The organism is Bacillus sp. JUb11, assembly GCF_024807925.1.
Lineage (GTDB): Bacteria > Bacillota > Bacilli > Bacillales > Bacillaceae > Bacillus > Bacillus altitudinis.
On the sequence record NZ_JANUEZ010000012.1, the window covers coordinates 48,068 to 73,052 of the forward strand.

23 protein-coding genes and 1 other annotated feature are annotated in these 24,985 nt (G+C 41.6%); of the genes, 16 read left to right on the forward strand and 7 right to left on the reverse strand.

The genetic code is table 11. The features are described 5' to 3' along the window. The first annotated feature begins 272 nt into the window (after window positions 1-272). The 6 genes from M2369_RS18200 to M2369_RS18225 all read left to right on the forward strand — a co-directional run bounded on the left by M2369_RS18200 (window position 273) and on the right by M2369_RS18225 (window position 7,880). Window positions 273-602 (forward strand): DUF4257 domain-containing protein, encoded by a 330-nt coding sequence (locus M2369_RS18200; RefSeq protein WP_008343006.1) that lies wholly within the window; start codon window positions 273-275, stop codon window positions 600-602. A gap of 102 nt (window positions 603-704) precedes the next feature. Then, window positions 705-926, forward strand: a binding site (T-box leader). A gap of 97 nt (window positions 927-1,023) precedes the next feature. Further along, window positions 1,024-3,438 (forward strand): leucine--tRNA ligase, encoded by a 2,415-nt coding sequence (gene leuS / locus M2369_RS18205; RefSeq protein WP_017367888.1) that lies wholly within the window; start codon window positions 1,024-1,026, stop codon window positions 3,436-3,438. A 130-nt stretch (window positions 3,439-3,568) separates the two neighbouring features. Continuing rightward, entirely contained in the window at window positions 3,569-4,471 is a 903-nt protein-coding gene (locus tag M2369_RS18210) for a dienelactone hydrolase family protein (RefSeq protein ID WP_017367887.1), read from the forward strand. 52 nt (window positions 4,472-4,523) lie between these two features. Next, window positions 4,524-5,276: an NAD-dependent epimerase/dehydratase family protein gene (locus M2369_RS18215; RefSeq protein ID WP_259255566.1), complete on the forward strand. Its 753-nt coding sequence runs from the start codon at window positions 4,524-4,526 to the stop codon at window positions 5,274-5,276. Window positions 5,277-5,494: 218 nt separating this feature from the next. Next, window positions 5,495-6,355, forward strand: coding sequence for a carbohydrate ABC transporter permease (locus M2369_RS18220; RefSeq protein ID WP_113767071.1), 861 nt, complete (start codon window positions 5,495-5,497; stop codon window positions 6,353-6,355). Window positions 6,356-6,380: 25 nt separating this feature from the next. Then, window positions 6,381-7,880, forward strand: coding sequence for an extracellular solute-binding protein (locus tag M2369_RS18225; RefSeq protein ID WP_259255567.1), 1,500 nt, complete (start codon window positions 6,381-6,383; stop codon window positions 7,878-7,880). A 44-nt stretch (window positions 7,881-7,924) separates the two neighbouring features. On the opposite strand, the gene M2369_RS18230 is transcribed toward M2369_RS18225, so the two are convergent. After that, window positions 7,925-8,764 (reverse strand): aldo/keto reductase, encoded by an 840-nt coding sequence (locus M2369_RS18230; protein WP_259255568.1) that lies wholly within the window; start codon window positions 8,762-8,764, stop codon window positions 7,925-7,927. A gap of 13 nt (window positions 8,765-8,777) precedes the next feature. Next, window positions 8,778-9,965 (reverse strand): MFS transporter, encoded by a 1,188-nt coding sequence (locus M2369_RS18235; RefSeq protein ID WP_024719303.1) that lies wholly within the window; start codon window positions 9,963-9,965, stop codon window positions 8,778-8,780. Window positions 9,966-10,119: 154 nt separating this feature from the next. Here M2369_RS18235 and M2369_RS18240 point away from each other — a divergent pair, with 154 nt between their 5' ends. After that, a complete protein-coding gene (locus M2369_RS18240; RefSeq protein ID WP_008343017.1) occupies window positions 10,120-10,491 on the forward strand; it encodes a winged helix-turn-helix transcriptional regulator in 372 nt (123 codons plus the stop codon). A 35-nt stretch (window positions 10,492-10,526) separates the two neighbouring features. On the opposite strand, the gene M2369_RS18245 is transcribed toward M2369_RS18240, so the two are convergent. After that, on the reverse strand, window positions 10,527-12,827 hold the full coding sequence (locus M2369_RS18245; RefSeq protein WP_259255570.1) for a helix-turn-helix domain-containing protein: 2,301 nt from the start codon (window positions 12,825-12,827) through the stop codon (window positions 10,527-10,529). Window positions 12,828-13,058: 231 nt separating this feature from the next. On the opposite strand from M2369_RS18245, the gene M2369_RS18250 reads away from it, so the two are divergent. The 7 genes from M2369_RS18250 to M2369_RS18280 all read left to right on the forward strand — a co-directional run bounded on the left by M2369_RS18250 (window position 13,059) and on the right by M2369_RS18280 (window position 18,343). After that, window positions 13,059-14,024: an ABC transporter permease gene (locus tag M2369_RS18250; RefSeq protein ID WP_008343019.1), complete on the forward strand. Its 966-nt coding sequence runs from the start codon at window positions 13,059-13,061 to the stop codon at window positions 14,022-14,024. Between the two features lie 18 nt (window positions 14,025-14,042). Next, on the forward strand, window positions 14,043-15,155 hold the full coding sequence (locus M2369_RS18255; RefSeq protein ID WP_061419957.1) for a glycoside hydrolase family 88/105 protein: 1,113 nt from the start codon (window positions 14,043-14,045) through the stop codon (window positions 15,153-15,155). Continuing rightward, window positions 15,152-15,676 carry a hypothetical protein gene (locus M2369_RS18260; protein ID WP_045034176.1) on the forward strand — a complete coding sequence of 175 codons (525 nt, stop codon included), beginning with the start codon at window positions 15,152-15,154 and terminating at the stop codon, window positions 15,674-15,676. Before M2369_RS18255 ends, M2369_RS18260 begins: the two co-directional genes overlap by 4 nt. Before the next feature lie 18 nt (window positions 15,677-15,694). Further along, complete coding sequence (locus M2369_RS18265) at window positions 15,695-16,984, forward strand: Gfo/Idh/MocA family protein (protein WP_047945266.1); 1,290 nt, start codon at window positions 15,695-15,697, stop codon at window positions 16,982-16,984. 24 nt (window positions 16,985-17,008) lie between these two features. Then, a complete protein-coding gene (locus M2369_RS18270; RefSeq protein WP_259255576.1) occupies window positions 17,009-17,692 on the forward strand; it encodes a YesL family protein in 684 nt (227 codons plus the stop codon). A gap of 54 nt (window positions 17,693-17,746) precedes the next feature. Then, window positions 17,747-18,058: a rhodanese-like domain-containing protein gene (locus M2369_RS18275; RefSeq protein WP_017358336.1), complete on the forward strand. Its 312-nt coding sequence runs from the start codon at window positions 17,747-17,749 to the stop codon at window positions 18,056-18,058. A 102-nt stretch (window positions 18,059-18,160) separates the two neighbouring features. Next, the gene (locus tag M2369_RS18280) at window positions 18,161-18,343 is read left to right on the forward strand and encodes a sporulation protein Cse60 (RefSeq protein ID WP_003217582.1); all 183 of its coding nucleotides are present in this window, start codon (window positions 18,161-18,163) and stop codon (window positions 18,341-18,343) included. A gap of 180 nt (window positions 18,344-18,523) precedes the next feature. Here the strand turns inward: M2369_RS18280 and M2369_RS18285 are convergent, their stop codons facing one another. The 4 genes from M2369_RS18285 to M2369_RS18300 all read right to left on the reverse strand — a co-directional run bounded on the left by M2369_RS18285 (window position 18,524) and on the right by M2369_RS18300 (window position 22,320). Further along, entirely contained in the window at window positions 18,524-19,048 is a 525-nt protein-coding gene (locus M2369_RS18285) for a CbrC family protein (RefSeq protein WP_047945267.1), read from the reverse strand. A gap of 133 nt (window positions 19,049-19,181) precedes the next feature. Further along, window positions 19,182-20,714 carry a glycine betaine transporter OpuD gene (gene opuD / locus M2369_RS18290; RefSeq protein WP_041093413.1) on the reverse strand — a complete coding sequence of 511 codons (1,533 nt, stop codon included), beginning with the start codon at window positions 20,712-20,714 and terminating at the stop codon, window positions 19,182-19,184. Window positions 20,715-20,854: 140 nt separating this feature from the next. Next, window positions 20,855-21,052 carry a hypothetical protein gene (locus M2369_RS18295; protein WP_008343027.1) on the reverse strand — a complete coding sequence of 66 codons (198 nt, stop codon included), beginning with the start codon at window positions 21,050-21,052 and terminating at the stop codon, window positions 20,855-20,857. Beyond that, entirely contained in the window at window positions 21,049-22,320 is a 1,272-nt protein-coding gene (locus M2369_RS18300) for a BaiN/RdsA family NAD(P)/FAD-dependent oxidoreductase (protein ID WP_096881754.1), read from the reverse strand. The genes M2369_RS18295 and M2369_RS18300 overlap by 4 nt, the downstream gene beginning before the upstream one ends. 175 nt (window positions 22,321-22,495) lie before the next feature. On the opposite strand from M2369_RS18300, the gene M2369_RS18305 reads away from it, so the two are divergent. After that, window positions 22,496-24,118 carry a putative polysaccharide biosynthesis protein gene (locus M2369_RS18305; protein ID WP_017358331.1) on the forward strand — a complete coding sequence of 541 codons (1,623 nt, stop codon included), beginning with the start codon at window positions 22,496-22,498 and terminating at the stop codon, window positions 24,116-24,118. A 16-nt stretch (window positions 24,119-24,134) separates the two neighbouring features. Beyond that, window positions 24,135-24,851 (forward strand): pseudouridine synthase, encoded by a 717-nt coding sequence (locus M2369_RS18310; protein ID WP_017367874.1) that lies wholly within the window; start codon window positions 24,135-24,137, stop codon window positions 24,849-24,851. The last annotated feature ends 134 nt before the right edge of the window (window positions 24,852-24,985 follow it).

The window sequence follows — 24,985 nt, forward strand, 5'->3', positions numbered from 1 at the left end:
AGTAAGTAAGGAGACTTTTCATTAGAAAAAGAAGGGGTCATTTGAGGATAATTCATAAAATGACAAAAATAGTTAATATGGATTAGGTGAAAATGATTCCAATGCATCAAGATTGTTTTTGGGTCATTCACATATAATGGAAGAAACAAGCTTTTTTTCTTCGTTAGAGAGAATAGACCTTTTACATGGATTATGACGGAACAGCAGAATGGCATTACAGGGGGCTGGACAGCCTGAAGTCGCTTTACTATTCTAAGGGCTTTAGGAAGGTGATGAAAATGCTGCAACAAGTCATTATTGCTTGCGCCATTGGAGGGGTCATGGGCATTCTCGGTCACGTAAAGAAAAAAGGCAGGCTAGAGAAGCCCAGAATGACAAAGAAGTTTATTTATCTAGGGTTTATTGAAGATTGGCTCGTTGGGATGATTGCTGCTACACTGCTTGTCTTATCCTCAAATCCCGAATCTAGTCTGCACTTGATCATCTTATCCATTATTTCAGGTTACGGAGGAGAAGCAGTTCTGCGAAGCTTCGATTTTGTGAGAGAAGAACGTTCACAGGATGCAGGCTCCAACCGTCATAACCGATCTCCACACGAATAATATCCTCACTTTACCCTAGTCTAGGGTACATTCCCATTGTATACAAACCTGCTTGCACTTATGATCATAATTCTATAAAATACTACTTAGATGACGGTTACGATAAGAACAGTGAAGAGGAGTAGTAGGAAAGCAGTATTTGTCTTTAGAGAATTGACGGCTGGTGAAAGTCAATCAAATCTGCTTCTGAACTCGCCTCAGAGTTGCAGTTGCGTTAAAGCTTCTGTCGCATGTCTGCGTTAAAGATATTAAGTGAGCGTATGAACAGTTCATGACGCTAACAAGGGTGGTACCGCGGGAACCAAAAAATCTCTCGTCCCTTTCCAGGGATGAGGGTTTTTTGTTGATTTTAGAAAAATCTGAATTCTTGCAGTGGTCATCTGAGCAGATAAAGCCGTACATATTAAAGGAGGTTTTCACATTGAGTTTTCAGCATCGGGAAATTGAAAAAAAGTGGCAGGATTATTGGCTGACACATAAAACATTCGCCACATCTGACTCGGAAGATAAACCAAAGTTTTATGCGCTAGATATGTTTCCTTATCCATCAGGAGCAGGGCTTCATGTAGGGCATCCTGAAGGATACACAGCAACGGATATTTTATCACGTATGAAACGTATGCAGGGATACGATGTTCTTCATCCAATGGGATGGGACGCATTTGGTCTTCCAGCGGAACAATATGCGCTGGATACAGGAAATGATCCAGCTGCATTTACAGAAGAGAACATTAATAATTTCCGCCGTCAAATTCAATCATTGGGCTTCTCGTATGATTGGGATCGAGAAATTAACACGACAGATCCGAATTATTATAAATGGACCCAGTGGATTTTCTTGAAATTGTACGAAAAAGGATTGGCGTATATTGATGAAGTACCTGTAAACTGGTGCCCAGCACTCGGTACAGTCCTTGCAAATGAAGAAGTCATTGATGGGAAAAGTGAGCGCGGAGGGCATCCTGTTGAACGACGTCCAATGAAGCAATGGATGCTAAAAATTACAGCATATGCGGACAGGCTGTTAGAAGATTTAGAAGACATTGATTGGCCTGAAAGCATCAAAGACATGCAGCGCAACTGGATTGGACGTTCTGAAGGTGCACATGTTCACTTCGAAGTAGAAGGACATGACGAACAGTTTACGGTGTTTACAACACGTCCTGATACACTATTTGGTGCAACATATGCCGTTCTTGCACCAGAGCATGCACTAGTTGAAAAAATTACAACAGCTGCTCAAAAAGAAGCAGTTGAAGCATATATCAAAGAAATTCAGTCTAAGAGTGACTTAGAGCGAACAGATCTTGCTAAAACGAAAACGGGCATTTTCACAGGTGCTTATGCCATTAATCCATTGAATGGGGAAAAGATGCCGATCTGGATTGCAGATTATGTGTTAGCCACATATGGCACTGGAGCGATCATGGCAGTTCCTGCTCATGATGAACGTGATTATGAATTCGCCAAAACATTCGATCTTCCAATCAAAGAGGTTGTCGAAGGTGGAGACATTGACAAAGAAGCCTACACAGGTGATGGAAAGCACATCAACTCTGATTTCTTAAACGGCTTAGGGAAAGAAGAAGCAATTGAAAAAGCGATTGCATGGCTGGAAGAACATCAAAAAGGTGAAAAGAAAGTCACTTATCGTTTAAGAGACTGGCTGTTCAGCCGTCAGCGTTACTGGGGAGAGCCAATTCCAATTATTCATTGGGAGGACGGAACATCTTCAGCTGTTTCAGAGGAAGAGCTTCCACTGATTTTGCCTAAGACGACTGAGATTAAGCCAAGCGGAACAGGTGAATCACCTTTAGCGAATATTAAAGATTGGGTAGAGGTCGTCGATCCAGTGACAGGTAAAAAAGGACGCCGTGAAACCAATACGATGCCACAATGGGCAGGTAGCTGCTGGTACTTCTTACGTTATATTGATCCACATAACACAGAAGAACTTGCATCTCCTGAAAAGCTAAAGAAATGGCTTCCGGTTGATGTGTATATTGGTGGAGCAGAACATGCTGTGCTTCATCTGCTATATGCACGATTCTGGCATAAATTCTTGTATGATATTGGTGTTGTTCCAACAAAAGAACCGTTCATGAAATTGTTCAACCAAGGAATGATTCTTGGTGAAAATAATGAAAAAATGAGTAAATCAAAAGGGAATGTTGTCAACCCAGATGATATCGTAGAATCTCATGGTGCAGATACATTAAGACTGTATGAAATGTTCATGGGACCTTTAGATGCATCGATTGCTTGGTCTGAAACAGGTCTTGATGGTGCTCGTCGTTTCCTAGATCGTGTATGGCGTCTGTTTACAAATGAAGATGGCTCCATCAGTGATAAAGTGACAGAGCAATCTGGCGGCGCATTAGAGCGCAGCTACCATGAAACCGTCATGAAGGTAACGGATCATTATGAAGGCTTACGTTTCAATACTGGGATTTCACAATTAATGGTGTTCATCAACGATGCATACAAGGCTGACACACTGCCGAAAGAATATGCAGAAGGATTTGTGAAACTTCTTTCTCCGATTGCACCGCATGTAGCGGAAGAGCTTTGGAACAAACTTGGTCATGAAGGGTCTATTTCTTATGAAGCATGGCCGCAATATGATGAGTCAAAACTTGTCGATGATGAAGTGGAAATTGTCGTACAGCTAAATGGAAAAGTGAAAGCAAAATTAACGGTCCCTGCTGATGCAACAAAAGAGCAGCTAGAAGAGCTTGCGAAAAATGATGCACGGATAAAAGAACAGCTTGAAGGGAAAACAATCCGTAAAGTGATTGCAGTTCCTGGAAAACTTGTCAATATTGTCGCGAACTAATGAACGCACCCATCGGTATCAGCCGATGGGTGTTGTTTATTTCCCGGGACATAATTTTGTCGAAAACAAGGTAATTCCTCCATCAATCTCGTATTTAACAAGTTGATCAAGAAAATGAGGAGTGACGTCAATGGAAAAGGAAAGCAAACGTGAACAACTGCTCAGTTTATTAGGGGAAATGCCGGAGCGCCATCGTGTGGAGGCGTATACGTTAAAGATTGAGGAACGTGAATCGTACTTAGTAGAAACACTCATTCTCTCTATTCATGGGGTGGAGGAAGTTCCGGCTTATTTTGTGAAGCCGAAAGATACAGTGAAAAAAAGGCCTGTTGTCTTGTTTCAGCATTCTCATGGTGGGAATTATGTGGATGGGAAAGAAGAGTTATTGAAGGGGGCTCATTATTTGCAAGCGCCTTCATACGCAAAAGAATTCACTTCAAAGGGCTATAGTGTGTTGGCGATTGATCATGCGGGATTTGGTGAAAGAAGGGGAAGAACAGAAAGTGAAATTTTCAAAGAAATGCTGTTAACAGGAAAAGTGATGTGGGGCATGATGCTGTATGAGAGCATGTGTGCAATTGATTATTTGCTGTCCCGCTCTGATGTGCTTCCAGAGCGTTTAGCTGTTTTTGGGATGTCAATGGGCGGCCTTCTTTCATGGTGGACGGCAGCACTTGATGAGAGGGTCAGTGTGTGTGTGGATCTTTGCGCACAGGTTGATCATCACACATTGATTGAAACAAATCATTTAGATAGACACGGTTTTTACTATTATGTACCGAGCTTAGCTAAGCACTTTACAGCAGCTGACATCCAAGAAATGATTTTCCCAAGACCGCATTTAAGCTTAGTTGGAAAGCATGATCAGCTTACACCTGCTGAAGGTGTTGGACGAATTCAACAGACATTAAGTCAAGCCTATCAAGCTGCTTCCTTAAAGGAACGTTATCAGCTTGTCGGTTTACATGCAGGTCATTTTGAAACGGCTGCTATGCGCCACGAGGCTACACGTTTTTTGAAAAAGTGGCTGTAATCAATAGACGGCATGGACATACTACTCCGATAGAAGATGAAGGAGGAAACAGATGAAAAAAATCACCATGATTGGCGGATGTGGTGTCATCGGACGTTTATTAACTAAAGAGCTCTCTTCGGAGTATGACCTGACCATCATTGATCAAACAAGATGTGTAGAAGAAGTCATTTTTGCAAATGCGGCAATTGAAGAGGAGTTGTTTCAAGCCATTCCAAGAGATACAGATGTGATCATTCATCTTTTAAACATAGACATGACGCATGATGTGATGAATGAAAAGGAGTTTGCAAAAATGAATGAGGTGTTTTGGATAAGCACGTATAATATGTTTCGTTCAGCGGCCAGGTTAAGCATTCCAAAAGTCATTTTTGCAAGCAGTAACCATGTGACAGATCTCTATGAAAAAGATGGTCACTCCTTACTAGGGCGAGAAATTACGACTGATGATGTACCAGCAACGAAAAATGTGTATGGCATTTTAAAATTTGCTTCCGAACAGCTTGGGCGTTTGTTTCACGATCAAACAGGTATGTCTGTCATCAATTTGAGAATTGGAACCGTCGTGACAGATGAGATGGAAGGATTGCACACTAAAAAAAGAACGAAACGAACGCTTCTTTCACATGAAGACCTTTTCGGCATGATCAAGGCTGCCATCGAAACGGACGTTCCATTCGGGACTTATTATGCTGTATCAGAAAACGAAGGAAAACCTTGGTCTACTGAGAAAACGAAGCAGGAGTTAGGCTACAGGCCAGATGTCAATACGGCAGAAATTTTGAAAGAAAACGATCAGGCATAGGGCATAATCATGACATTAGCTCATGATCTTTTTCTTTTCATTGATGAGGCTAAAAGCACGAATGGCATGATCATCTCTGTGGTCTGTCATGATGATTATAGACGCTTTCTTCCCCCGTTTGTTACATTTTAATCACGATATCGTCAAAGGCTGCAGCTTATGTTCAGACGAAATGATAACGCTTACAAAGAAAGGGCGTGATGAACATAGATCGTTCTATTAAAGGCCGATTGTTCAATGTATTTAATTACTCTTTTCTACTCATGTTCGCATTAATATGTGTGCTCCCGTTCATCCATGTCATTGCCGCCTCTTTTGCGACAGTAGAAGAGGTCATCTCAAAGAAGTTTATTTTGTTTCCAACGACGTTTTCTCTAGAGGCCTATCGCTATATCTTTTCTACAGATATTGTGTATCGCAGCCTGATTGTATCCATTCTTGTGACATTCGTTGGAACAGCGGTCAGCATGTTTTTATCCTCACTCATGGCGTATGGGCTGTCTCGTCAGGAGCTAAAGGGCCGAAGAACCCTCATGTTTCTCGTTGTCTTTACGATGCTGTTTAGCGGAGGGATGATTCCGACGTTTATCGTCGTGAAAACACTTGGGCTGCTTGATACTTACTGGTCACTCATTCTGCCAGTGGCCATCAATGCATTCAATTTGATCATTTTGAAAAACTTCTTTCAAAACATACCGGCTAGCCTTGAAGAATCAGCGAAGATGGACGGCTGTAACGATTTAGGGATCTTCTTTAAAATCGTGCTGCCACTTTCTTTGCCAGCTATTGCGACGATTTCACTTTTTTATGCCGTGACGTATTGGAATACGTACATGACAGCCATTTTATATTTAAACGATTCGGTGAAATGGCCAATTCAGGTCCTGTTAAGACAAATCGTCATTGTATCAAGCGGTATGCAGGGAGATATGTCAGATATGGGCTCATCAACACCGCCGCCAGACCAAACCATTAAAATGGCGGTCATCGTCGTGGCGACCATTCCCGTTCTGCTTGTCTATCCATTTATTCAAAAGCATTTCAACAAAGGGGCATTACTAGGTTCTGTAAAGGGTTAAAAAGATGGAATAACGGAGGGATCTTATGGGGAGAAAGAAATTATGGCTGATTGCCTTTGTTTTGTTATTTGCCGCAAGTGGTATTCTGTCAGCTTGTTCAAGTAAAGGGGCAAGCTCATCAGATGAAAAGGTTGATTTAGACAAAAAGGTGAAGCTGACATGGATGGCGATTTTATATCATCAGCAGCCGCCGAAAGATTCAGTGTTAGAAGAGATTGAGAAGCTCACAAATACAGAGCTTGATATTACGTGGGTGCCTGATGCGGTGAAAGAAGACCGTTTAAATTCAGCACTTGCCGCAGGGAACCTCCCGCAAATTGTGACGATTCAAGACATTAAGAATTCATCTGCTATCAATGCGTTTAGATCAGGCATGTTCTGGGAAATCGGTCCATACTTAAAGGATTATCCAAATTTAAGTAAGATGAACGAACTGATTAATAAAAATGCCTCTATCGATGGGAAGCTTTATGGCATTTATAGAGAGAGACCACTTTCAAGACAAGGGATTGTCATTCGAAAGGATTGGCTTGAAAATTTAAATTTGGATACACCAAAAACGCTGGATGACCTTTATGAAGTAGCCAAGGCATTTACTGAAAAAGATCCGAACAAAAATGGTAAGGACGATACAATTGGTTTTACAGACCGTAATGATTTGATTTACGGTGCATTTAAAACGCTCGGTTCTTATGAAGGAATGCCAACAGATTGGAAAGAAGAAAACGGCAAATTTACGCCAGACTTTATGACAGATGAATATATGAATACAATGAAATATATGAAAAAGCTGCGTGACAATGGCTATATAAACAAAGACTTCCCAGTCACAAGCAAAACGCAGCAGCAAGAATTGTTCTCACAAGGAAAAGCGGGTATCTATGTTGGAAATATGGTAGATGCAGTGAACTTAAGAGATGATGCAACAGATAAGAACATGGAAGTGGATATTATCAACCGAATCAAAGGCCCAGATGGCAAAGAACGTGTATGGGCATCAGGCGGCCATAATGGCATCTTCGCCATCCCTAAAACAAGCGTCAAATCAGAAGCAGAGTTAAAGAGAATTTTGGCTTTCTTTGACCGCATTGCAGAAGAAGACGTGTATGGTCTCATGACGTATGGGATTGATGGAAAGCACTATAACAAACAAGATGGAAATACATTTGTGAGGGAAGAAAGCCAAGTGAAAAGCTGGCAGACAGATGTACAGCCGCTTGTCAGCCTCGTAGGGATTGATAAACGTTACTTGAAAAATAAAGGCGATGCAGTTCGTACAAAATATGAAGAGCTAGAAGAAGACAATAAAAACATCATTGTCGCTAACCCTGCTGAAAGCCTGTATTCAGAAACGGCATCAGAGCGAGGAAATGAATTGAAGAAAATCATCGATGATGCAACCTATAAGTTCATTCTTGGTGATATCAACGAAGAACAATTTAAGAAAGATGTAGAGAAGTGGAAATCAAATGGTGGAAATAAAATCATAGAAGAATATGAAGCTTCCTTTAAAAAATCAAAATGATGAACATGAAGACCCCCGCTTAGTAAAAAGCGGGGGTGTTTTCATTAAAAGTCGAAGTTGTCGGGATCAGGACCAATTCGTTTATTTTCATTTAAAGCAGACAGGCGCTTCATATCCTCATCAGATAGGACAAAATCGAAAATGTCGGCATTTTCTTTTAAACGATGGGCTTTCGTTGATTTAGGAATCGTAATGACGCCTTTTTGCACATCCCAGCGCAAAATAATTTGAGCAGGTGTTTTGCTGTATGTGCCCGCAAGCTCTGTGATCAGCGGGTGTTTTAGCAGTTCCCCCTGCATAAGTGGTGACCAGGCTTCCATTTGGATACCATGTGTTTTCAAATACGTAAACAGCGTTTCCTGCGTGAGTTTTGGATGAAACTCGACTTGATTAATCGCTGGAATGATGTCCGCATCTTTCAATAATTCATCTAGATGATGCGGCTGGAAGTTACTTACACCGATGGCTCTAACTTTTCCTTCACGGTACAGCGTTTCAAGCGCGCGCCATGCTTCCTTGTATTTCCCTTCAACTGGCCAGTGAATTAAATACAGATCAAGGTAATCAAGCTGAAGTTTTTTCAGGCTGTCTTCGTATGCTTTTAGTGTCGCTTCATATCCTAAATCGGCATTCCACACTTTGGATGTCACAAAGATGTCTTCGCGGCGAAGGTCTGTTTCTGCTAGACCAAGTTGTATGCCTCGTCCAACACCTTCTTCATTGCCGTAAATAGAAGCTGTATCAATACTGCGATATCCTAATTGAATGGCTGTTTTAACAGCTTCAATTAATTCCGTTCCCTCTTCAACCTGAAAGACCCCAAGACCAAATCCTGGCATGCGGACGCCGTTGTTTAATGTTTTTGTACTTTGTAAATCGTTCATATGAAAGTCTCCTTTAAATGGTTTGTTTGTATTCTTTTTGTTCGATTTGATGACTCACCATCGTGAGTATGGCCGCCATGAGCACCATGATGCCGCCAACCCAGCCGGTATGCACAAGCCCAAGGGTATCTGTCACGATGCCGCCTAAAAATGAACCAATGGCGATACCTGCATTAAAGGCAGCGATATTCAGAGCGGAAGCAACGTCGACAGCTCCAGGTGTATACCTTTCTGCAAAATCAACGACGGCAACTTGAAGGCCGGGTACATTCATGAAAGCAAACAGTCCCATCAGCATCACAGTTCCAATCCCGAGTGTCATAAATCCAGCAGTAAAGCTAAGGATAAACAAGATGAGACTTTGAATGATAAACATATAAATCAGTGCTTTCATTGGCTGTTTATTCGCTGCTTTTCCGCCAATGACATTCCCAGCGGCGATGGTCATCCCGTATAACAGCAGGATCAAGGCAACTGTTCCAGGCGCAAGACCTGTCACATGCTGCAAGAGAGGGGATAAATAGGTGAAGACGACAAAAGTTCCTCCATACCCTGTAGCAGTAATGACAAATAAAAGCAAAATTCTTTTCGTCTTTAATAAGGCTGCTTGATCCTTAAACGTTGTTTTCACGCCCTGTTTCAATTGAGACGGAACAAGGAAATAGTTAGAAATCAGTGCGATTAGGCCAATCATGACAATCACACCAAATGACGTCCGCCAGCCGAGCTCATGACCAAGAAACGTACCGAATGGCACACCGGTCACAGTAGCGACTGTTAAACCAGTGAACATAAAGGCAATGGCGCTTGCCCGCTTTTCTTTCACCACAAGGCTTGCGGCAATGGTCGAGCCAATCGACATAAATACGCCATGTGATAGGGCTGAAATCACTCGTCCGATTAAGAGTACAGAAAAGGTCGGGGCAATCGTGGCGAGTGTATTTCCGATCAAAAAGACGAGCATAATGAGCAAAAGCAATGTCTTTTTGTTCATAGCGGAAGTCAGGGAGGTTAGAATTGGTGCGCCAAAGGTAACACCGAGCGCATATAAAGAAACGGTCCAGCCGGCCTGACTGACACTCACGCCAAAGTCCTCTGAGATCATCGGTAGGAGACCTACAGAGATAAATTCAGTTGTACCTATAGCAAATGCACTAATCGCTAGTGCGAGAAGGGCAAAGTGATTTTGTTTGTTTTGCATAGTGATTCACATCCTTCTTTCATGACATTTTAATAGACGAAGCCGATCGGCAAGAGTTATTATCTAACATAGATGACAGAAAAAAAAGTACGTACTTTTTTGTAATATAGGTACTAAAAAGTGCCTGTACAGCATCAAAAGGAGTGAAGAGACGTTGGAAAAGAAGAAATATAATATCTCTGTGGAGGCAACGCTTGAAGTGATCGGCGGGAAATGGAAGTGTGTCATCTTATGTCATTTAACACATGGGAAAAAGCGGACGAGTGAACTGAAGCGCCTCATGCCAAATATCACGCAAAAAATGCTCACACAGCAGCTGAGAGAGCTTGAAAATGACGGTGTGATTAACCGCATTGTATATGAACAAGTGCCGCCTAAAGTGGAGTATGAATTAAGTGAATACGGACAGTCACTTGAGCGAATTTTGAATGCGTTATGTGATTGGGGGGCAGCCCATATTGAACGAGTGTATGGCGAGCCGCTTTCAGTGCTGGAAGACAGCATTCTAAATGAACAGTTTAAATAAAAAAGTCCCGCTTCTTGTGAGAGCGGGACTTTGCTTTATGTGCCTTTTTTCTGATCACGGTATTTCCCAGGTGTCGTGCCTTCCAGCTTTTTAAAGGAGCGGATGAAATTTTGCGGATTTTTGTATTTTAGCTTTTCCGAAATTTCTTTCACCGACATATCCGTTTCCACCAACCAGTTTTTGGCGACATGATGTCTGTAAGACGAGAGATATTCACTAAAGGAGATATCCATTTCTTTTCTAAAAATACTGCTTAAATAATTTGGGTTGTAGTGCAGGCGTGTAGCGATTTCGTCCAATGTCAGATCTGAGTCAAATTCTTGATGAATGATATGAATGATTTTCTCTGAGATATTTTTATATTGAGAGTCTTCACGCGCGCCGAGCTGATCAATGATGGGTCGAATGATCTCATGTTTCAGCCACGCTTCTGTATCTTCAAACGTTTTAAACTCAAAGATCGTATCATAGAGCATTTTATTATCTTCGACTTCAAACAATTCAATGCCTAGCAAATGCATCAGCTCGATGAGATTGTTTAAAAAACGAGCGAGAGCAATCTGGTACTCATGTGGTCCAGCATTTTTAGAAAAAATGGATTGCAGAAGCACATGTAAATAGTGATCTGCCTTGCCTTGATCGCCTGCTTTAATGGCATCAAATAAATCATGCTGCAGCTGTTTTGGGAAATGAGTCTTAAACGTCTTTCCTTGCTGAATATGCTCGTATAAAAGAATGGATTTTTTCTCTGCTTTAAGCCTGTATTTTAGGGCTTCTCTCCCTTCAATATAAGCATGTTTGGCCATAGGTAACTCTTTAAATGGGCGGCTGATCCCAATGCTGATCGACAAGCCCAGCTCTTCCTCAATCCGCTGCTGAATTGTTTCGGCTAATTGATTTAAATATTCAGTAAATTCCTCTTCTGACTTCGATTGATTGAGGACAATCGTCGTTTGATGCTGATTGACAACGGTCGGCTGAAGGTGCTCCTCTAGCGGAATAATCTGCTCAATCAGTCCGTTTATCGCAAATAAAAGCAAGTCTGCATCCTTTTTTTCATAAGGCGTTCCTTTTAGTGTATCGATTTGGGTCACAAGCATGGACAAATGGGACCAGTCACGAGGAAAGCCTAGACTTTGAAATCGGTTGTGAATCTCTTCTTCCGTCAGTTTGCCAAGCAGCAGCCGCACCATAAAGTATTGCTGTAAGTGGGTCACTTGCTGCTCAATCCGTTCCTCTAGATCATTGTTTTGATCTTTCATTTGTTTAATGCTCGATTCGATGAGCTCAAATTCATTTTGGAAAGGCTGTTTATGCAAAAACGACTCATTACGTGCAAAGGATTCGTATAATAAGCGAATCGGTTTATAAAAGTGTCTAGAGCCAAACCATGAAAATAATAATGAAAGCGCTAACAAAATAAAGCAAATTATAATGGTGATCCACCCGATTGATTTCGTTTGCTGCTTTAGTTCTGGAATGGAGACAAAGGATAAGTATGTCCATTCGTTATAATCTGATTTTTGAAACGTAATTTGATAGTTTAGTTCATCGATTTTCATATCAAATTGTCCGGATCGTTCTTCAAGTGACAGGACATGTTTGACGAAATCTTGATTTTTTAACGAGTCACCAATTTGTTCTTTTCGATTATGTAGCAGTACTTTTCCGTTTGTATCAATGACAAACATACTATCAGATTGAGAGAAGTCAGGCATGTTGTCAGCAATCACGCAGCTTGGAATGCTGGCGACGGCGATCCCCTTTTTTTGGACACTGTTCATTGGAAGTTGCTTGATTAAATTCACATTGTATTTGCAAAAGGATGTCTTTCCTTCTTTTGTTGAGACAAGTGGATTATTTTCTTCAAGTGCCCAGCTGGAATGACTCGGAATATTGAGGTAAGAGGTTAACGCTTTCTCTTGATCTCCGTTTGAGACATGATAAAGACCAGAATTGTTCATATACCAATCTTCCATTTTACTAACAAGTGTAATATTGGAGAGATCGGTGTCGAAGGTTTGCAGGTAATTCAGTTCTTGCTGGACTTGATTATAAAGTTGGAATTGGTCTGGATTTAAAGGTTCTGCCAGTGTTTGAAGGAGAGGCGGCGAACTGACATAGTGAGTGAGAGAATGATCTACTGTCTTTAGAATATGCTCAATATTGGATTGCGTTTGTTTGACGCTGTCCAGCTTTTCATTTGAAATATTTTCGAGTGCAGTTTTTTGCGAATGCTGATAAGAAAAAATACCGACAATAATAACAGGAATTGTACTAAGCACGAAAAAAAACGTCACCAGCTTGTAATAAAATTTATACTGCTTTCTTTTCATAAAACCCCCCATTTCAAACGAAACAATCTTTTCCCCTTAGTTTATTAATCCAAAAATCTGGTAGGTTTGTCAATAATCATTTTCTGAGATTAGGATCATTTTCTTATGTTTTATGTAACGTTTTGAGTAGCTTCCCCTGAGTAAATATGATCTGATGATATGATTGTAGACGGATTTTTCATCCTTAAGATACAGTTAACACATGCATCAGCATGAGGGGAGGCTTTATCTGTGAAAACACAGGATGTCACTGCCAAGGGTGTGCCTGCGGCAGCTTTGAAAAAAGAAAAGAGAAAGCGCTTACTTAATCAATTACTTAGTCAAAAATTTCTGTATTTAATGATTTTGCCAGGGCTCCTTTATTTTCTTGTCTTTAAATATGTCCCTATGTGGGGGCTGATCATTGCCTTTCAAGATTACCAGCCGTTTCTCGGAATTCTTGGCAGTGAGTGGGTTGGCTTCAAACACTTTATTCGCTTATTTACAGAACCAACATTTTTCATCTTATTAAAAAATACGCTCATTTTATTTGCCATGAATGTCGTGATTTTCTTTCCGATTCCAATCTTATTAGCCCTTCTTTTAAACGAGGTCAGATTGGCACTGTTTAAGAAATTTGTTCAGACAATGATTTATATTCCTCACTTCATGTCATGGGTGATTGTCGTGTCCTTATCTTTTGTTTTGTTAACGGTAGATGGCGGGTTAATCAATGAATTGATTGCTTTCTTCGGAGGAGAAAAGATTAACTTCCTTCTTAGTCAAGAGTGGTTTAGACCCATGTACATTTTGCAGGTAATCTGGAGAGAAGCGGGTTGGTCAACCATTATTTATCTTGCAGCGATTACAGCAGTAGATCCGCAGCTATATGAAGCAGCAAAAATGGATGGAGCCGGCAGACTCAGACAAATGTGGCACATCACCCTTCCTGCGATTAAAAGTGTCATTGTTGTACTGCTCATTTTAAAAATTGGTGATACATTAGAACTTGGATTTGAGCATGTCTATTTATTACTCAATGCGACCAACAGGGAAGTCGCAGAGATTTTTGATACGTATGTGTATACAGCTGGTCTGAAGCAAGGACAATTCAGCTATAGTACCGCTGTTGGTTTATTTAAAGCAGCCGTTGGACTTATTTTGGTCATGATGGCAAACCGTTTAGCGAAGAAGTTTGGAGAAGAAGGGATTTATTAAAAGGGGAGATGAAGACCAATGACATTATCGATTGAAAAGGGATCACCGCTTGAGCATGCAGAGAAATTAGCACAAACAATAATGAAAGCGTATACACCGATTGAACTTCCGCCAGCTGGAAGGTGGCACTATCATCAAGGGGTTTTCCTTTGCGGAGTGATGAAGCTTTACGAAGCAACAGAAAACGAGGCGTACTTTGATTATGTGAAAAATTATGCTGACTCACTCATTGATGACCATGGGAATCTGTTATTCCGCAGAGACGAGCTTGATGCCATTCAAGCAGGGCTCATTTTATTCCCGCTGATTGAAAGAACGGGAGAGAAGCGGTATGTGAAGGCAGCAGAAAAGCTTCGGGGGCTTTACCGGACGCTGAATCGCACGTCTGAGGGCGGTTTCTGGCATAAAGACAATTATGCCTATCAAATGTGGCTAGATGGTCTTTATATGGGCGGGCCTTTTGCTTTAAAGTATGCCCAGTTGACAGGAGAATCGGAGTTGGTGGACATGGTCATCCATCAAGAGCAACTCATGAGAAAGCATACCAAAGATGAAAAAACGGGTCTTTACTATCACGCATGGGATGAACGGAAAGTGATGCCATGGGCTGATCAACAGACGGGCTGTTCCCCAGAATTTTGGGCAAGATCCTTTGGCTGGTATGTCCTTGCGTTAGCCGATATGATCGAAGATTTACCAGAAGGACATGAAGGACGAAAAGTGTGGAAGGACACACTGACAGATATGCTGGAAAGTGTGGCAAAATATCAGGACGACGAAACGGGTCTATGGCATCAAATCATTGATAAAGGAAGTCATAGCGACAATTGGCTTGAAAGCTCAGGGTCATGTTTATTCATGTATGCGATGGCAAAAGCCATGAATGAAGGATATGTCAGTCTTCGATATGTTGATCACGTGGTCAAAGCGTATCAAGGGTTGATTCAGTATAAAACGGAGGAAAAAGACAACGGCGATTTTACGGTGAACGATATTTGTATTGGAACATCTGCGGGATTTTATGACTATTACGTTGGCAGAGAGCGGAGCACGAATGATTTGCATGGAGCAGGCGCTTTTATTATGGCGTTAACTGAACTAGAAAAGCTGTCTGTGTTTCAAAAGGTATGAGGCGGTATCAAAGGGCTGCGGCATGGCTCCTTAGCTTCATCGCTGCCTTTTATTTGTCCGCCTGTCAGGGGAAAACAGAGGGGATTGATGTCCTTATTTTTTCTGACATGTCAAAAGCAATGAAAGACCAATTAGTGGAGAAAGCTTTTCAACCAAATCAGGAGACATACGACGTTCACATCTTCCCTGCAATTCCTGAAAAACTTCTTGTTGAAATAACTGCAAAAGAGGGGGACGTGATGTTTGTCCCGGAAGAAATGTTTAGAACATATGATGATCCTGAAAGCTTTCAGCTGCTTGAAGAGATGCGGGTAGATGGCGAAGGGGCAGGACCATATACGGTGGAAGATGCAAAGACGGGAAATACAGTCGATTATGCGGTCCAAATCAAGAAAGGAACGAAGCAGCTAAATGGCTATACCTTTCGATTACACCGAGATATGGTCGCCTTCATACCTGTGTATGCGGAGAAATCTAAAGAGGCACTGTCTCTCATGAAGCAGCTTCGTGAAAACCAATAGAAAAAGGGGTGGGGGAATGTGAAAAGGGTCGCTGTTTGCGGGCTCAGTCACCGTGCCTTCAATATGTTTATCAAACCGCTCACCGAGGATTTCAACGAGCATTACAGGATTACAGGGCTCTTAGATGTAGATGAGAAGCGGTATACACTTTGTCAGGAGCGTTTTCCATCACTAAGGGGCGTCTCATTTTTTCATGAGGATGCATTTGGTCAGATGGTGAAGGAAGCAAGACCAGATATCGTCATTGTGGCGGGGCGTGATGATACACATGTCACATATATCCTGCAGGCACTGGATCATGATCTGGATGTCATAACGGAAAAGCCGATGGTCACAACAGCAAAAGACGCCAAACAGGTGATGGAAAAAGAGGCAGAAAGCAAAGGAAAGGTCACCGTCACCTTTAATTATCGCTACAATCCATTCCATCGAAAGATAAAAGAGCTCATTTTAGATGGAAAGATTGGAAGGGTCACGTCTGTTGAGTTAAGCTGGCTCATTGATACGTATCACGGAGCCAGTTATTTTAAAAGGTGGAACCGCTCGCGTCAATATTCAGGTGGTCTGTCTATTCATAAATCGACCCATCACTTTGACTTGGTCAACTGGTGGATTGATCAAAAGCCGAAGCAAGTATTTGCCTATGGCGCACTGAATTATTATGGGGATGAAAGTCCTTGGAATCCTTTGCAGGGTGAAGAGAATCGATATTGTGGAACCTGTTATGTAAGAGATACCTGTCATTATGAAGCAAGGTGGAATCCGCGGGTAGAGCGCACAAAGGTGGAGGATGACCATATTGAATCAGGTGAGCAGCAGTCAAAGCAATACTCAAATTATCGCCCGGATGCCTGTATTTTTGATCAAGAAATTGATATTGAGGATACGTATGTGGCGTCAGTGGCTTATGATCAGGGGGCTTTGTTAAGTTACTCGATTCAATTTTCAGCGCCATATGAAGGCTACCGGCTTGCGATTAACGGGACGAAGGGACGGATTGAAACAAATGAGTTTCATGTGCCATCGAGAATCCCTTTTCAATTCCCTGAACAGACAATTGCATACTACCCGATGTTTGGTGGAAAAGAAACGATTGAAGTTGTGAAGCAATCAGGAGGTCATGGAGGCGGAGATCCGCTATTATTAGCAGATTTATTTTTAGGAAAAGATCCGCTCATTCCTTATGACATTTCTGCAGGAGCAGAGGCGGGGGCTTATTCCATTGCACTTGGCGAAGGCATGTGGCGCTCAGTTGCAGAAAAACGCCCGATTGAAATAGAAGAATTGTTTCAAAAAGAGACGGTGTAACGAGAAAGAGAGGAGGGAAGAGAGATGGATCATGATGGATCAATGAGCAGAATGCTGCGCATGTGTGAGTGGGTGATGAGACTTGCCTATACGAATTTGTTATGGCTTTTGTTCACTATACTTGGGCTTGGAATCTTTGGCTTCATGCCTGCAACAACAGCGTTATTTTCTGTGATGAGAAAGTGGATACAAGGGCATGAGCAAGTCAGCGTCTTTCAAACCTTTTGGAAAGTATACCGCGAAGAATTTGTACGCTCTAATGTCATTGGAGTGGTGCTGGTCATCATCGGGACAATTATTTATGTAGACCTTGCTTATATTTATCCAACGAGTTGGTTTTTACACGTGCTTCGCTTTGCGATCTATATCTTTGGTTTTCTGTTTATTGTCAGCTTGTTTTATATCTTTCCGCTGCTGGCTCATTATGATTGGAAAAAGCGTCTTTATTTGAAATTTTCCCTTCTGCTTGGCATCTCGTATTTGCAATATACGCTCTCTATGCTTGTTTTCTCGGCTGTTCTCTTTATCCTATTTGCTTATTTGCCAGGGATCGTGCCGTTTTTTAGCATCAGCATTCTCGCATATGGCCACATGTGGCTAGCCTATCAAGTGTTTAAAAAGATAGAGTTTGAAAGCGAGCAGCCGGCAGTTGATGTGAAGAAACGCTTCCCGTCTTTCCTTCAATCCAAGCGGGTGAATACGCAGTGATGTGTATGATTTGCTATAATGGTGTCACCGTGAATAAAAGGAGAGATGAGAGTCGTGTCAGTAAAAGAAATTTCAATAGAAGAATTAAAGCAAAAACTAGAGCAAGAAGAAGCCATTCAACTCGTCGATGTGCGTGAGGATGAAGAGGTAGCAGAAGGCATGATTCCAGAGGCAGTCCATATTCGAATGGGTGATATTCCTGAGAAGCTAGATGCGTTTGATAAGACGCAAGAGTATTATATTATTTGCCGTTCTGGTAAACGCAGTGAGAATGTCTGCTATTTCTTAGAAGACCAAGGCTATCAAGCAACCAATGTCGTTGGCGGCATGCTTGCATGGACAGGAGAAACAAAACCGAAGCTGTAAAAAGAAGTCCTTTCATCGACAAGATGGAAGGCTTTTTTTTGTTCATATGTCCGTCTCTATTTGCATAAAAATAGAGTAGCAAGAGAAGGGAGAGTGGCATATGTGCTGAAGGTAGCTGTATTTGATGAAGAACACGAGAAAGATTTGCAAAGCGAAATCAATCTTTTTTTAAAAGGAATGGACGACGACCAAATTATTGACATCAAATACAATGTGGCGGTGATCTGTGAGCAAGGAGGAGAGCAGCTCTACTGTTTTTCAGCGCTCATTTTATATAAAAAATAAAAGGACCTGCTGAAGGGTCCTTTCAGCGTGTAGACAAACCCTCGCATTCGTTGTCAGTCCTGCGTGCTGGTGCTCACGAATGTGAAATTCGCTCCGCGCCAGTACTCGTCCTTCTTAGTCTGCAAAGGTTTTCTATCACGCTGAAAAGAAGAAAAAGGGCTAAAGGTCCTTTTGACATGATCAACTAGCGTCAATATGTAAACGATGCTTTTTGCAGTGAACGCATTGAAAGAGATAGCCTTGCAAGTCTCCTCCGTTCACGAGCCATTGTTTCAGGTTCTCTTTTGTGAAATGTCCACCACTGCAAATCTCTTCAATATCCTCTGAGAGTTCTTCCTCTAAATGCTCAATTTCTTTCCATCCAACATACTGCACAATCGCGCAAAAATCCCCGCAATGGCTTAACCAATATTCCTGCTGCCATCCGCGGTAGCCCGGCGTTCTGTAGATCAGTTCATCTACATATTCTTCATGATCGACGTCATCACAACTCACATCGTCTTGAAACATTCCATTATATGTTTGAGCAGCTGATCCATCTTTAATGCACCAAGGACAAATGCCAGAAACGTCTTCAACAGAATAAAAAGGACCATGATATACATAATCTCGTTCTTTCTCACAAACGGGGCATATCGTCTGCTCTTTTTTAATTACATGTAATGAAACTGGGTCTGGGTTGTACTTGAACGTAGGTAACGTCATATAAACCTCCATTATGTAGAAAAGTGATGATTCAACACTATTTTATCGGAATACGCGATGTCATGACAATCTTCAATTATTTCAACGAGAAAAAAAGCCGTTCGGATGAGGAACGACTTTTCTCTTGTGATGATTATGCTTTTTTTACTCTTGGACTTCTTGGTTTATTGTACTTATTTGCTTGTTTAATCGCTCTTCGTTCTTCATTTAATGATTTGTACAGAGATACAATCATTAAAATGATGACAACAGAGAACGGCAAAGCAGCAAGTTTGGCTGTGTTTTGCAAGGCTTCAAGACCGCCTGAAAATAAGAGCACTGCCGCAACTGCTGACTGGATAATACCCCAGCTGATCTTTACACTATTGGATGGATTTAATGATCCATAGGTTGTCTGCATGCCAAGCACAAAAGTGGCTGAGTCTGCTGATGTGATAAAGAATACCGCAATTAAAATAAGAGCTAGAATCGATGTGATCATTGCCAGCGGATATTCATTTAGTACACCAAAAAGCATGGTTTCCGTAGAAAGGCCTGCAACATCGACAATATTCTTTTGCTGTAAGTCCATCGCAGAAACACCGAAAATAGAGAACCAAAGAAATACAAGGATAGATGGAGCAACTAACACACCAACTAAAAACTCTCGAATGGTTCGTCCACGTGATACACGTGCAATAAAGATCCCGACAAATGGTGCCCAAGAGATCCACCATGCCCAATAAAAGATCGTCCATCCGTTAATCCATTCTCTCTTTTCAGGGTCATTTGGAGATAAGCGAAAGCTCATTTGAACGATGTTGGATAAGTATTGTCCAATAGAGTCAGTAAATGAATTTAAAATATAAACTGTTGGACCTACCAAAAGTAAGAAAAACATCAGAACAGCTGCTAATACCATGTTGATATTACTTAAATATTTAATCCCTTTACCAATACCGCTAAGAGCAGATGCAAGGAAGAGCACCGTCACAATGATGATAATAATCAATTGTGTGCTAAAGGCATTTGGAATGTTAAATAGATAATCCAATCCGCCATTGATTTGTGCTGCGCCTAATCCTAAGCTCGTTGCAACACCAACAACTGTCGCAAACACAGCAATACAATCGATGGTTTTTCCGATCCATCCGTGCGTTTTATCTCCTAAAACTGGCTGCAGTGTTGCACTGATTAAGCCAGGCGCATCTTTTCTAAATTTAAAGTATGCAATGCAAAGCGCAACAATGGCATAGATCGCCCATGCATGAAGTCCCCAGTGGAAAAAAGTATAGCGAAGGGAATCACGGAAGGCTTGTGCAGTTTCAGTGTCACCCGTTGGTGATTGAATCGCATAATGACTGATCGGTTCAGCTGCTCCGTAAAAAACAAGCCCAATACCCATTCCAGCACTAAATAGCATGGCAAACCAAGAAAAAAGACCAAATTCAGGCTCTTCACCTGGCTTTCCTAACGTAATTTTTCCGATAGGGCTAAAGATAAAGAATAGACAAAAGCCGACTAGAAGCGATACGACTAATAAATAATACCAGCCAAAGTCATTTGTAATGTATGTTTGAATTTGATCTGTCACATTTTGCAGTGATTCTGGAGAAAAGGCTCCCCATAGAACGGCAATAAATGTGATAGCAATCACAATCCAAAATACACTTGATACGTTTTTCACACCATCTCACTCTCCTGTTGTTCTACACGTTTAAGCAGAGGATTTTGTTTAATATCCCCTGTCTCAACTATTTTCAAACAAAAAGAGGCGAGTTTCTCACTCGACCTCTATTTTACCGTAACATGTTTTGCTTCCATTTATCAACCATCGATATGTGAAGATGACTTTTCTTCAATTCGTTTGCGCAGACGGTAGACATATTCTTTTAAACAAACTGCGAAAATCGTAAACGCTAAAATAATGGCGATTTTTAACGGGGTAATGGACAGCTTCATAAAGAAAGCGGCTGTCAAACTAATGACAACTGCAAGGACAATCGGAAGTGCGCGTCTAATCATTGAAATCTCTCCTTTACTTCTAGTGCGGCATTCATGCCAGCTAACCTGCCTGTCACAAGTGCTGACGTAATATTGTAACCACCTGTGTAACCGTGAATATCTAAAATTTCTCCGCAGAAATAAAGACCGGCCATTTTTTTGGATGCCATTTTCTTCGGTTCAATTTCTTTGACAGAAACGCCGCCACCTGTAACAAAGGCTTTATCTAAAGAAAGCGTCCCATTTGCATGGACGATGAAATGTTTACAATCATGAGCAAAAGCGCGCAGTTTATCTTTAGCGAGACCAGAAAATGTCTCCTGTGGATCAATGCCATTTCGTTCTAAAAGGAACAATAAATAGCGCTCTTGCATCCAAGCTTTCAGGACATTTTTAATGGCTTTTTTTGGTTCATCTTTTAGATCACGATGAAGCTTTTGGAATAGCTCCTCGTCATTGAGCTTTGGGTATAAGTCAATTTGAAGGCGGACGGCCGGCTGCTTTTTCAGTTCCTTCACAACAAATCCGCTGCATCTCAGAACGGCAGGACCTGATAAGCCAAAGTGTGTAAAGATCATATCCATGACATGAGTGACGACGGGTTTTCCTTTTTTATTTAAAACACTCACGGCCACACTTCTTAATGAAAGACCTTGAAGCACTTTGTCCTTAATAAAACGCTCGTCTGACGTGACGGGTACTTCGGTTGGGAAGAGCTCTGTAATGGTATGACCAGCGGCTTCTGCCCATGCATAGCCATCGCCAGTAGAGCCTGTATGCGGCACACTTTTCCCGCCAACAGCAATGACAACGGCATGACTTGAAATTTTTTCATCATTATTTGTAACAATTCCAGCTGCTTGTCCGTCTTGATACAGAACGGTTTTAATCTTTTCATTCGTTCGAATGGTCACATTGAGCACACGGAGCCTATCTAATAGGGCATCCACAACAGATTGTGCTTTGTTTGAGACAGGGAACATACGTCCATGGTCTTCTTCTTTTAGTTCAATACCTAGATTTTCAAAGAACGAAATAATATCCTCGTTATTGAACTCAGAAAATGCACTATATAGAAAACGGCCGTTTCCAGGAATATGCTTGATGATTTCTTCTACTGGAAGGCGATTGGTCACATTGCAGCGTCCACCGCCAGAAATGGCGAGCTTTCTGCCAAGTTTGTTTCCTTTGTCAATTAACAGAACCGATGCACCGTGTTCTGCCGATGCAATCGCGGCCATCAGTCCAGAAGGTCCACCGCCAATGACAATGACATCATAATGTTTCATGTTACATTCCTCTTTCTACTTTCAGTCATTTCTCTATTATAACGAAGATTGGGGAAGGCTGAAATATGAATTGATTGGTTTTGTGACTTCTGTATTGGATTTGTTACCTGTGCGATGAAATGATGTGTTAAAATAGTTAAGTTGAATATTCATTAGAAAAATGGTGGTTAAGCGCATGTCTAATAAACTGCTTCGTGGTACGTTGGTTTTAACGATAGGGACTTATCTCTCTCGTATTCTTGGTATGATTTACTTAATTCCATTTAGCGCAATGGTCGGAGCGACTGGTGGTGCGCTATTCCAATATGGATACAATCAGTATACGATCTTTTTAAGTATTGCTACGCTCGGTTTTCCAACAGCGGTATCGAAATTCGTCTCTAAATATAATGCAATTGGCGATTATGAGACAACAAGAAAAATGTTCAGGGCGGGTATGTCGGTCATGCTTGTCACCGGTATTATCGCCTTTTCTATTTTATATTTGACCGCACCGATCTTTGCCAAGATTCAGCTTGGAGGATCGAATGAAACGGGCGGTTTGACGGTCGATCAAGTGGTTTATGTGATTCGGATGGTCAGTTTGGGTCTATTGGTTGTACCCATTATGAGTCTTGTGCGAGGGTTTTTCCAAGGACACTCGATGATGGGCCCGACAGCTGTTTCCCAAGTCATCGAACAACTTGTCAGAATCATCTTCCTATTAACAGCGACGTTTATCATTTTAAAAGTGCTTGACGGCGGTCTTGTTATTGCGGTTGGTTATGCCACATTTGCCGCACTCATTGGTGCGTTTGGCGGTCTATTTACGCTTTATTTATATTGGCTGAAGCGGAAAGATCGGCTTTTGGCAATGCAGCCGAATACAGGGGACTATTCTGGATTATCTTATAAGCAAATGTTTACAGAGCTGTTCAGTTATGCAGCACCCTATGTGTTTGTTGGGCTTGCCATTCCGATTTATTCTTATATTGATACAAATACAATTAACAGAGCGATGATTGCATCAGGACATCAGGATATTAGTACAGCGGTTCTGTCTATTGTGACGTTATATTTACCGAAGCTTGTCATGATTCCTGTGTCACTTGCAACTGCATTTGGTTTAACATTGATTCCTACCATAACGGAATCCTTTACAGCGCGAAATTACAAGCTGCTGAATCGACAAATTGATCAAACGATGCAGGTCATTTTATTCTTCGTTCTGCCTGCTTCATTTGGTATTTCGGCATTGGCTGGACCAGTTTATTGGTTTTTCTATCCGTCTGTGCATCCTGAGATTGGGACTTCTATTTTGTTTTGGTATGCACCTGTTGCGTTACTGTTTTCTTTATTCACCATTAACGCAGCGATTTTACAAGGGATTAACAAACAAAAATTTGCGATCGTCAGTCTTTTGTTAGGGATTATCATTAAAACGGTTCTCAATATCCCGCTGATTAGCTGGCTGCAAGGAAACGGTTCTGTGCTTGCAACGGCATTAGGCTACAGTGCCTCGATTTTGTATATGTTCATCATGATCAAGCGCCATGCAGGCTATTCGTTCCGCAGGATTTTCAAACGGTTTATTTTAATTGGTATTTTAACGGCAATCATGGCTGTAGTGGCTTATGTGACATGTCAGCTTGTGAGTCAAGTCATTTCATATGAAGGCGGAATCATACAAGCGGGTATTGTTATTTTGATTTCAATGATCACTGGCGGCGGTGTGTATATGTTCTTATCTTATAAAGTTGGATTGTTAGAGCGTGTACTTGGCAGCCGGATGCCATCATTTTTAAGAAAAAAGAGTTAAGAAGAGGTGGAGAAGCATGAGGCTTGATAAATTGCTGGCCAATACCGGCTTTGGTTCAAGGAAAGATGTAAAGAAGCTGGTCAAGGCCCGGGCTGTCACAGTGAATGGAGAAGTGGCGAAGCAGGTGAAAGATCATGTCGATCCAACAAATGATGAAGTGCTCGTGCATGGAGAGCGTGTAGAGTATAAAGAATTCATTTATCTCATGATGAACAAGCCAGACGGTGTCATTTCAGCAACGGAGGATCTGCGAGATGAGACGGTTGTTGATTTACTAGAGCCAGAGGATATTGCAAGGGAGCCATTCCCTGTGGGGAGACTGGATAAGGATACAGTCGGTCTCCTCCTCCTTACAAATGACGGCCAGCTTGCTCATCAATTGTTATCTCCGAAAAAGCATGTCCCGAAAACGTATGAAGTTCATCTAAAATACCCGCTTGGAGATCAAGACATCACTCGTCTTGAAGAGGGAGTTGTGATTTTAGACGACTACCGAACGAAGCCGGCGAAGGTTGAAGTAGATGCCAACCAAGAGGCAGATACACGAATCCGTTTAACGATTACTGAAGGGAAGTACCATCAAGTGAAGCTGATGGCACAAGCAGTGGGCAATGAAGTGATCTTTTTAAAACGGCTCTCGATGGGGGCTGTTTCATTAGACGAAGATTTGGCGCCTGGAGAATACCGTGAATTGACGGAGGAAGAGTTAGACAGCTTAATCAATCGTGATTAATATAGAGAAAAAGAAAAGAACCGGCGATATCGCCGGTTCTCAGGCTGTCGAGAAAATCTCGACAGCTTTATTTTTTTCCTTAAATTTTCCACTACCCCATTTTATAATAGAGAAAAGCATACTAAAGGAAGGTG

Coding starts and splice junctions, on each gene's coding strand:
- M2369_RS18200 (WP_008343006.1), top strand. CDS start 273: ATGAAAATGCTGCAACAAGTCATTATTGCTTGCGCCATTGGAGGGGTC.
- M2369_RS18210 (WP_017367887.1), top strand. CDS start 3,569: ATGGAAAAGGAAAGCAAACGTGAACAACTGCTCAGTTTATTAGGGGAA.
- M2369_RS18215 (WP_259255566.1), top strand. CDS start 4,524: ATGAAAAAAATCACCATGATTGGCGGATGTGGTGTCATCGGACGTTTA.
- M2369_RS18225 (WP_259255567.1), top strand. CDS start 6,381: ATGGGGAGAAAGAAATTATGGCTGATTGCCTTTGTTTTGTTATTTGCC.
- M2369_RS18230 (WP_259255568.1), bottom strand. CDS start 8,764: ATGAACGATTTACAAAGTACAAAAACATTAAACAACGGCGTCCGCATG.
- M2369_RS18235 (WP_024719303.1), bottom strand. CDS start 9,965: ATGCAAAACAAACAAAATCACTTTGCCCTTCTCGCACTAGCGATTAGT.
- M2369_RS18245 (WP_259255570.1), bottom strand. CDS start 12,827: ATGAAAAGAAAGCAGTATAAATTTTATTACAAGCTGGTGACGTTTTTT.
- M2369_RS18255 (WP_061419957.1), top strand. CDS start 14,043: ATGACATTATCGATTGAAAAGGGATCACCGCTTGAGCATGCAGAGAAA.
- M2369_RS18260 (WP_045034176.1), top strand. CDS start 15,152: ATGAGGCGGTATCAAAGGGCTGCGGCATGGCTCCTTAGCTTCATCGCT.
- M2369_RS18270 (WP_259255576.1), top strand. CDS start 17,009: ATGGATCATGATGGATCAATGAGCAGAATGCTGCGCATGTGTGAGTGG.
- M2369_RS18285 (WP_047945267.1), bottom strand. CDS start 19,048: ATGACGTTACCTACGTTCAAGTACAACCCAGACCCAGTTTCATTACAT.
- M2369_RS18295 (WP_008343027.1), bottom strand. CDS start 21,052: ATGATTAGACGCGCACTTCCGATTGTCCTTGCAGTTGTCATTAGTTTG.
- M2369_RS18300 (WP_096881754.1), bottom strand. CDS start 22,320: ATGAAACATTATGATGTCATTGTCATTGGCGGTGGACCTTCTGGACTG.
- M2369_RS18305 (WP_017358331.1), top strand. CDS start 22,496: ATGTCTAATAAACTGCTTCGTGGTACGTTGGTTTTAACGATAGGGACT.
- M2369_RS18310 (WP_017367874.1), top strand. CDS start 24,135: ATGAGGCTTGATAAATTGCTGGCCAATACCGGCTTTGGTTCAAGGAAA.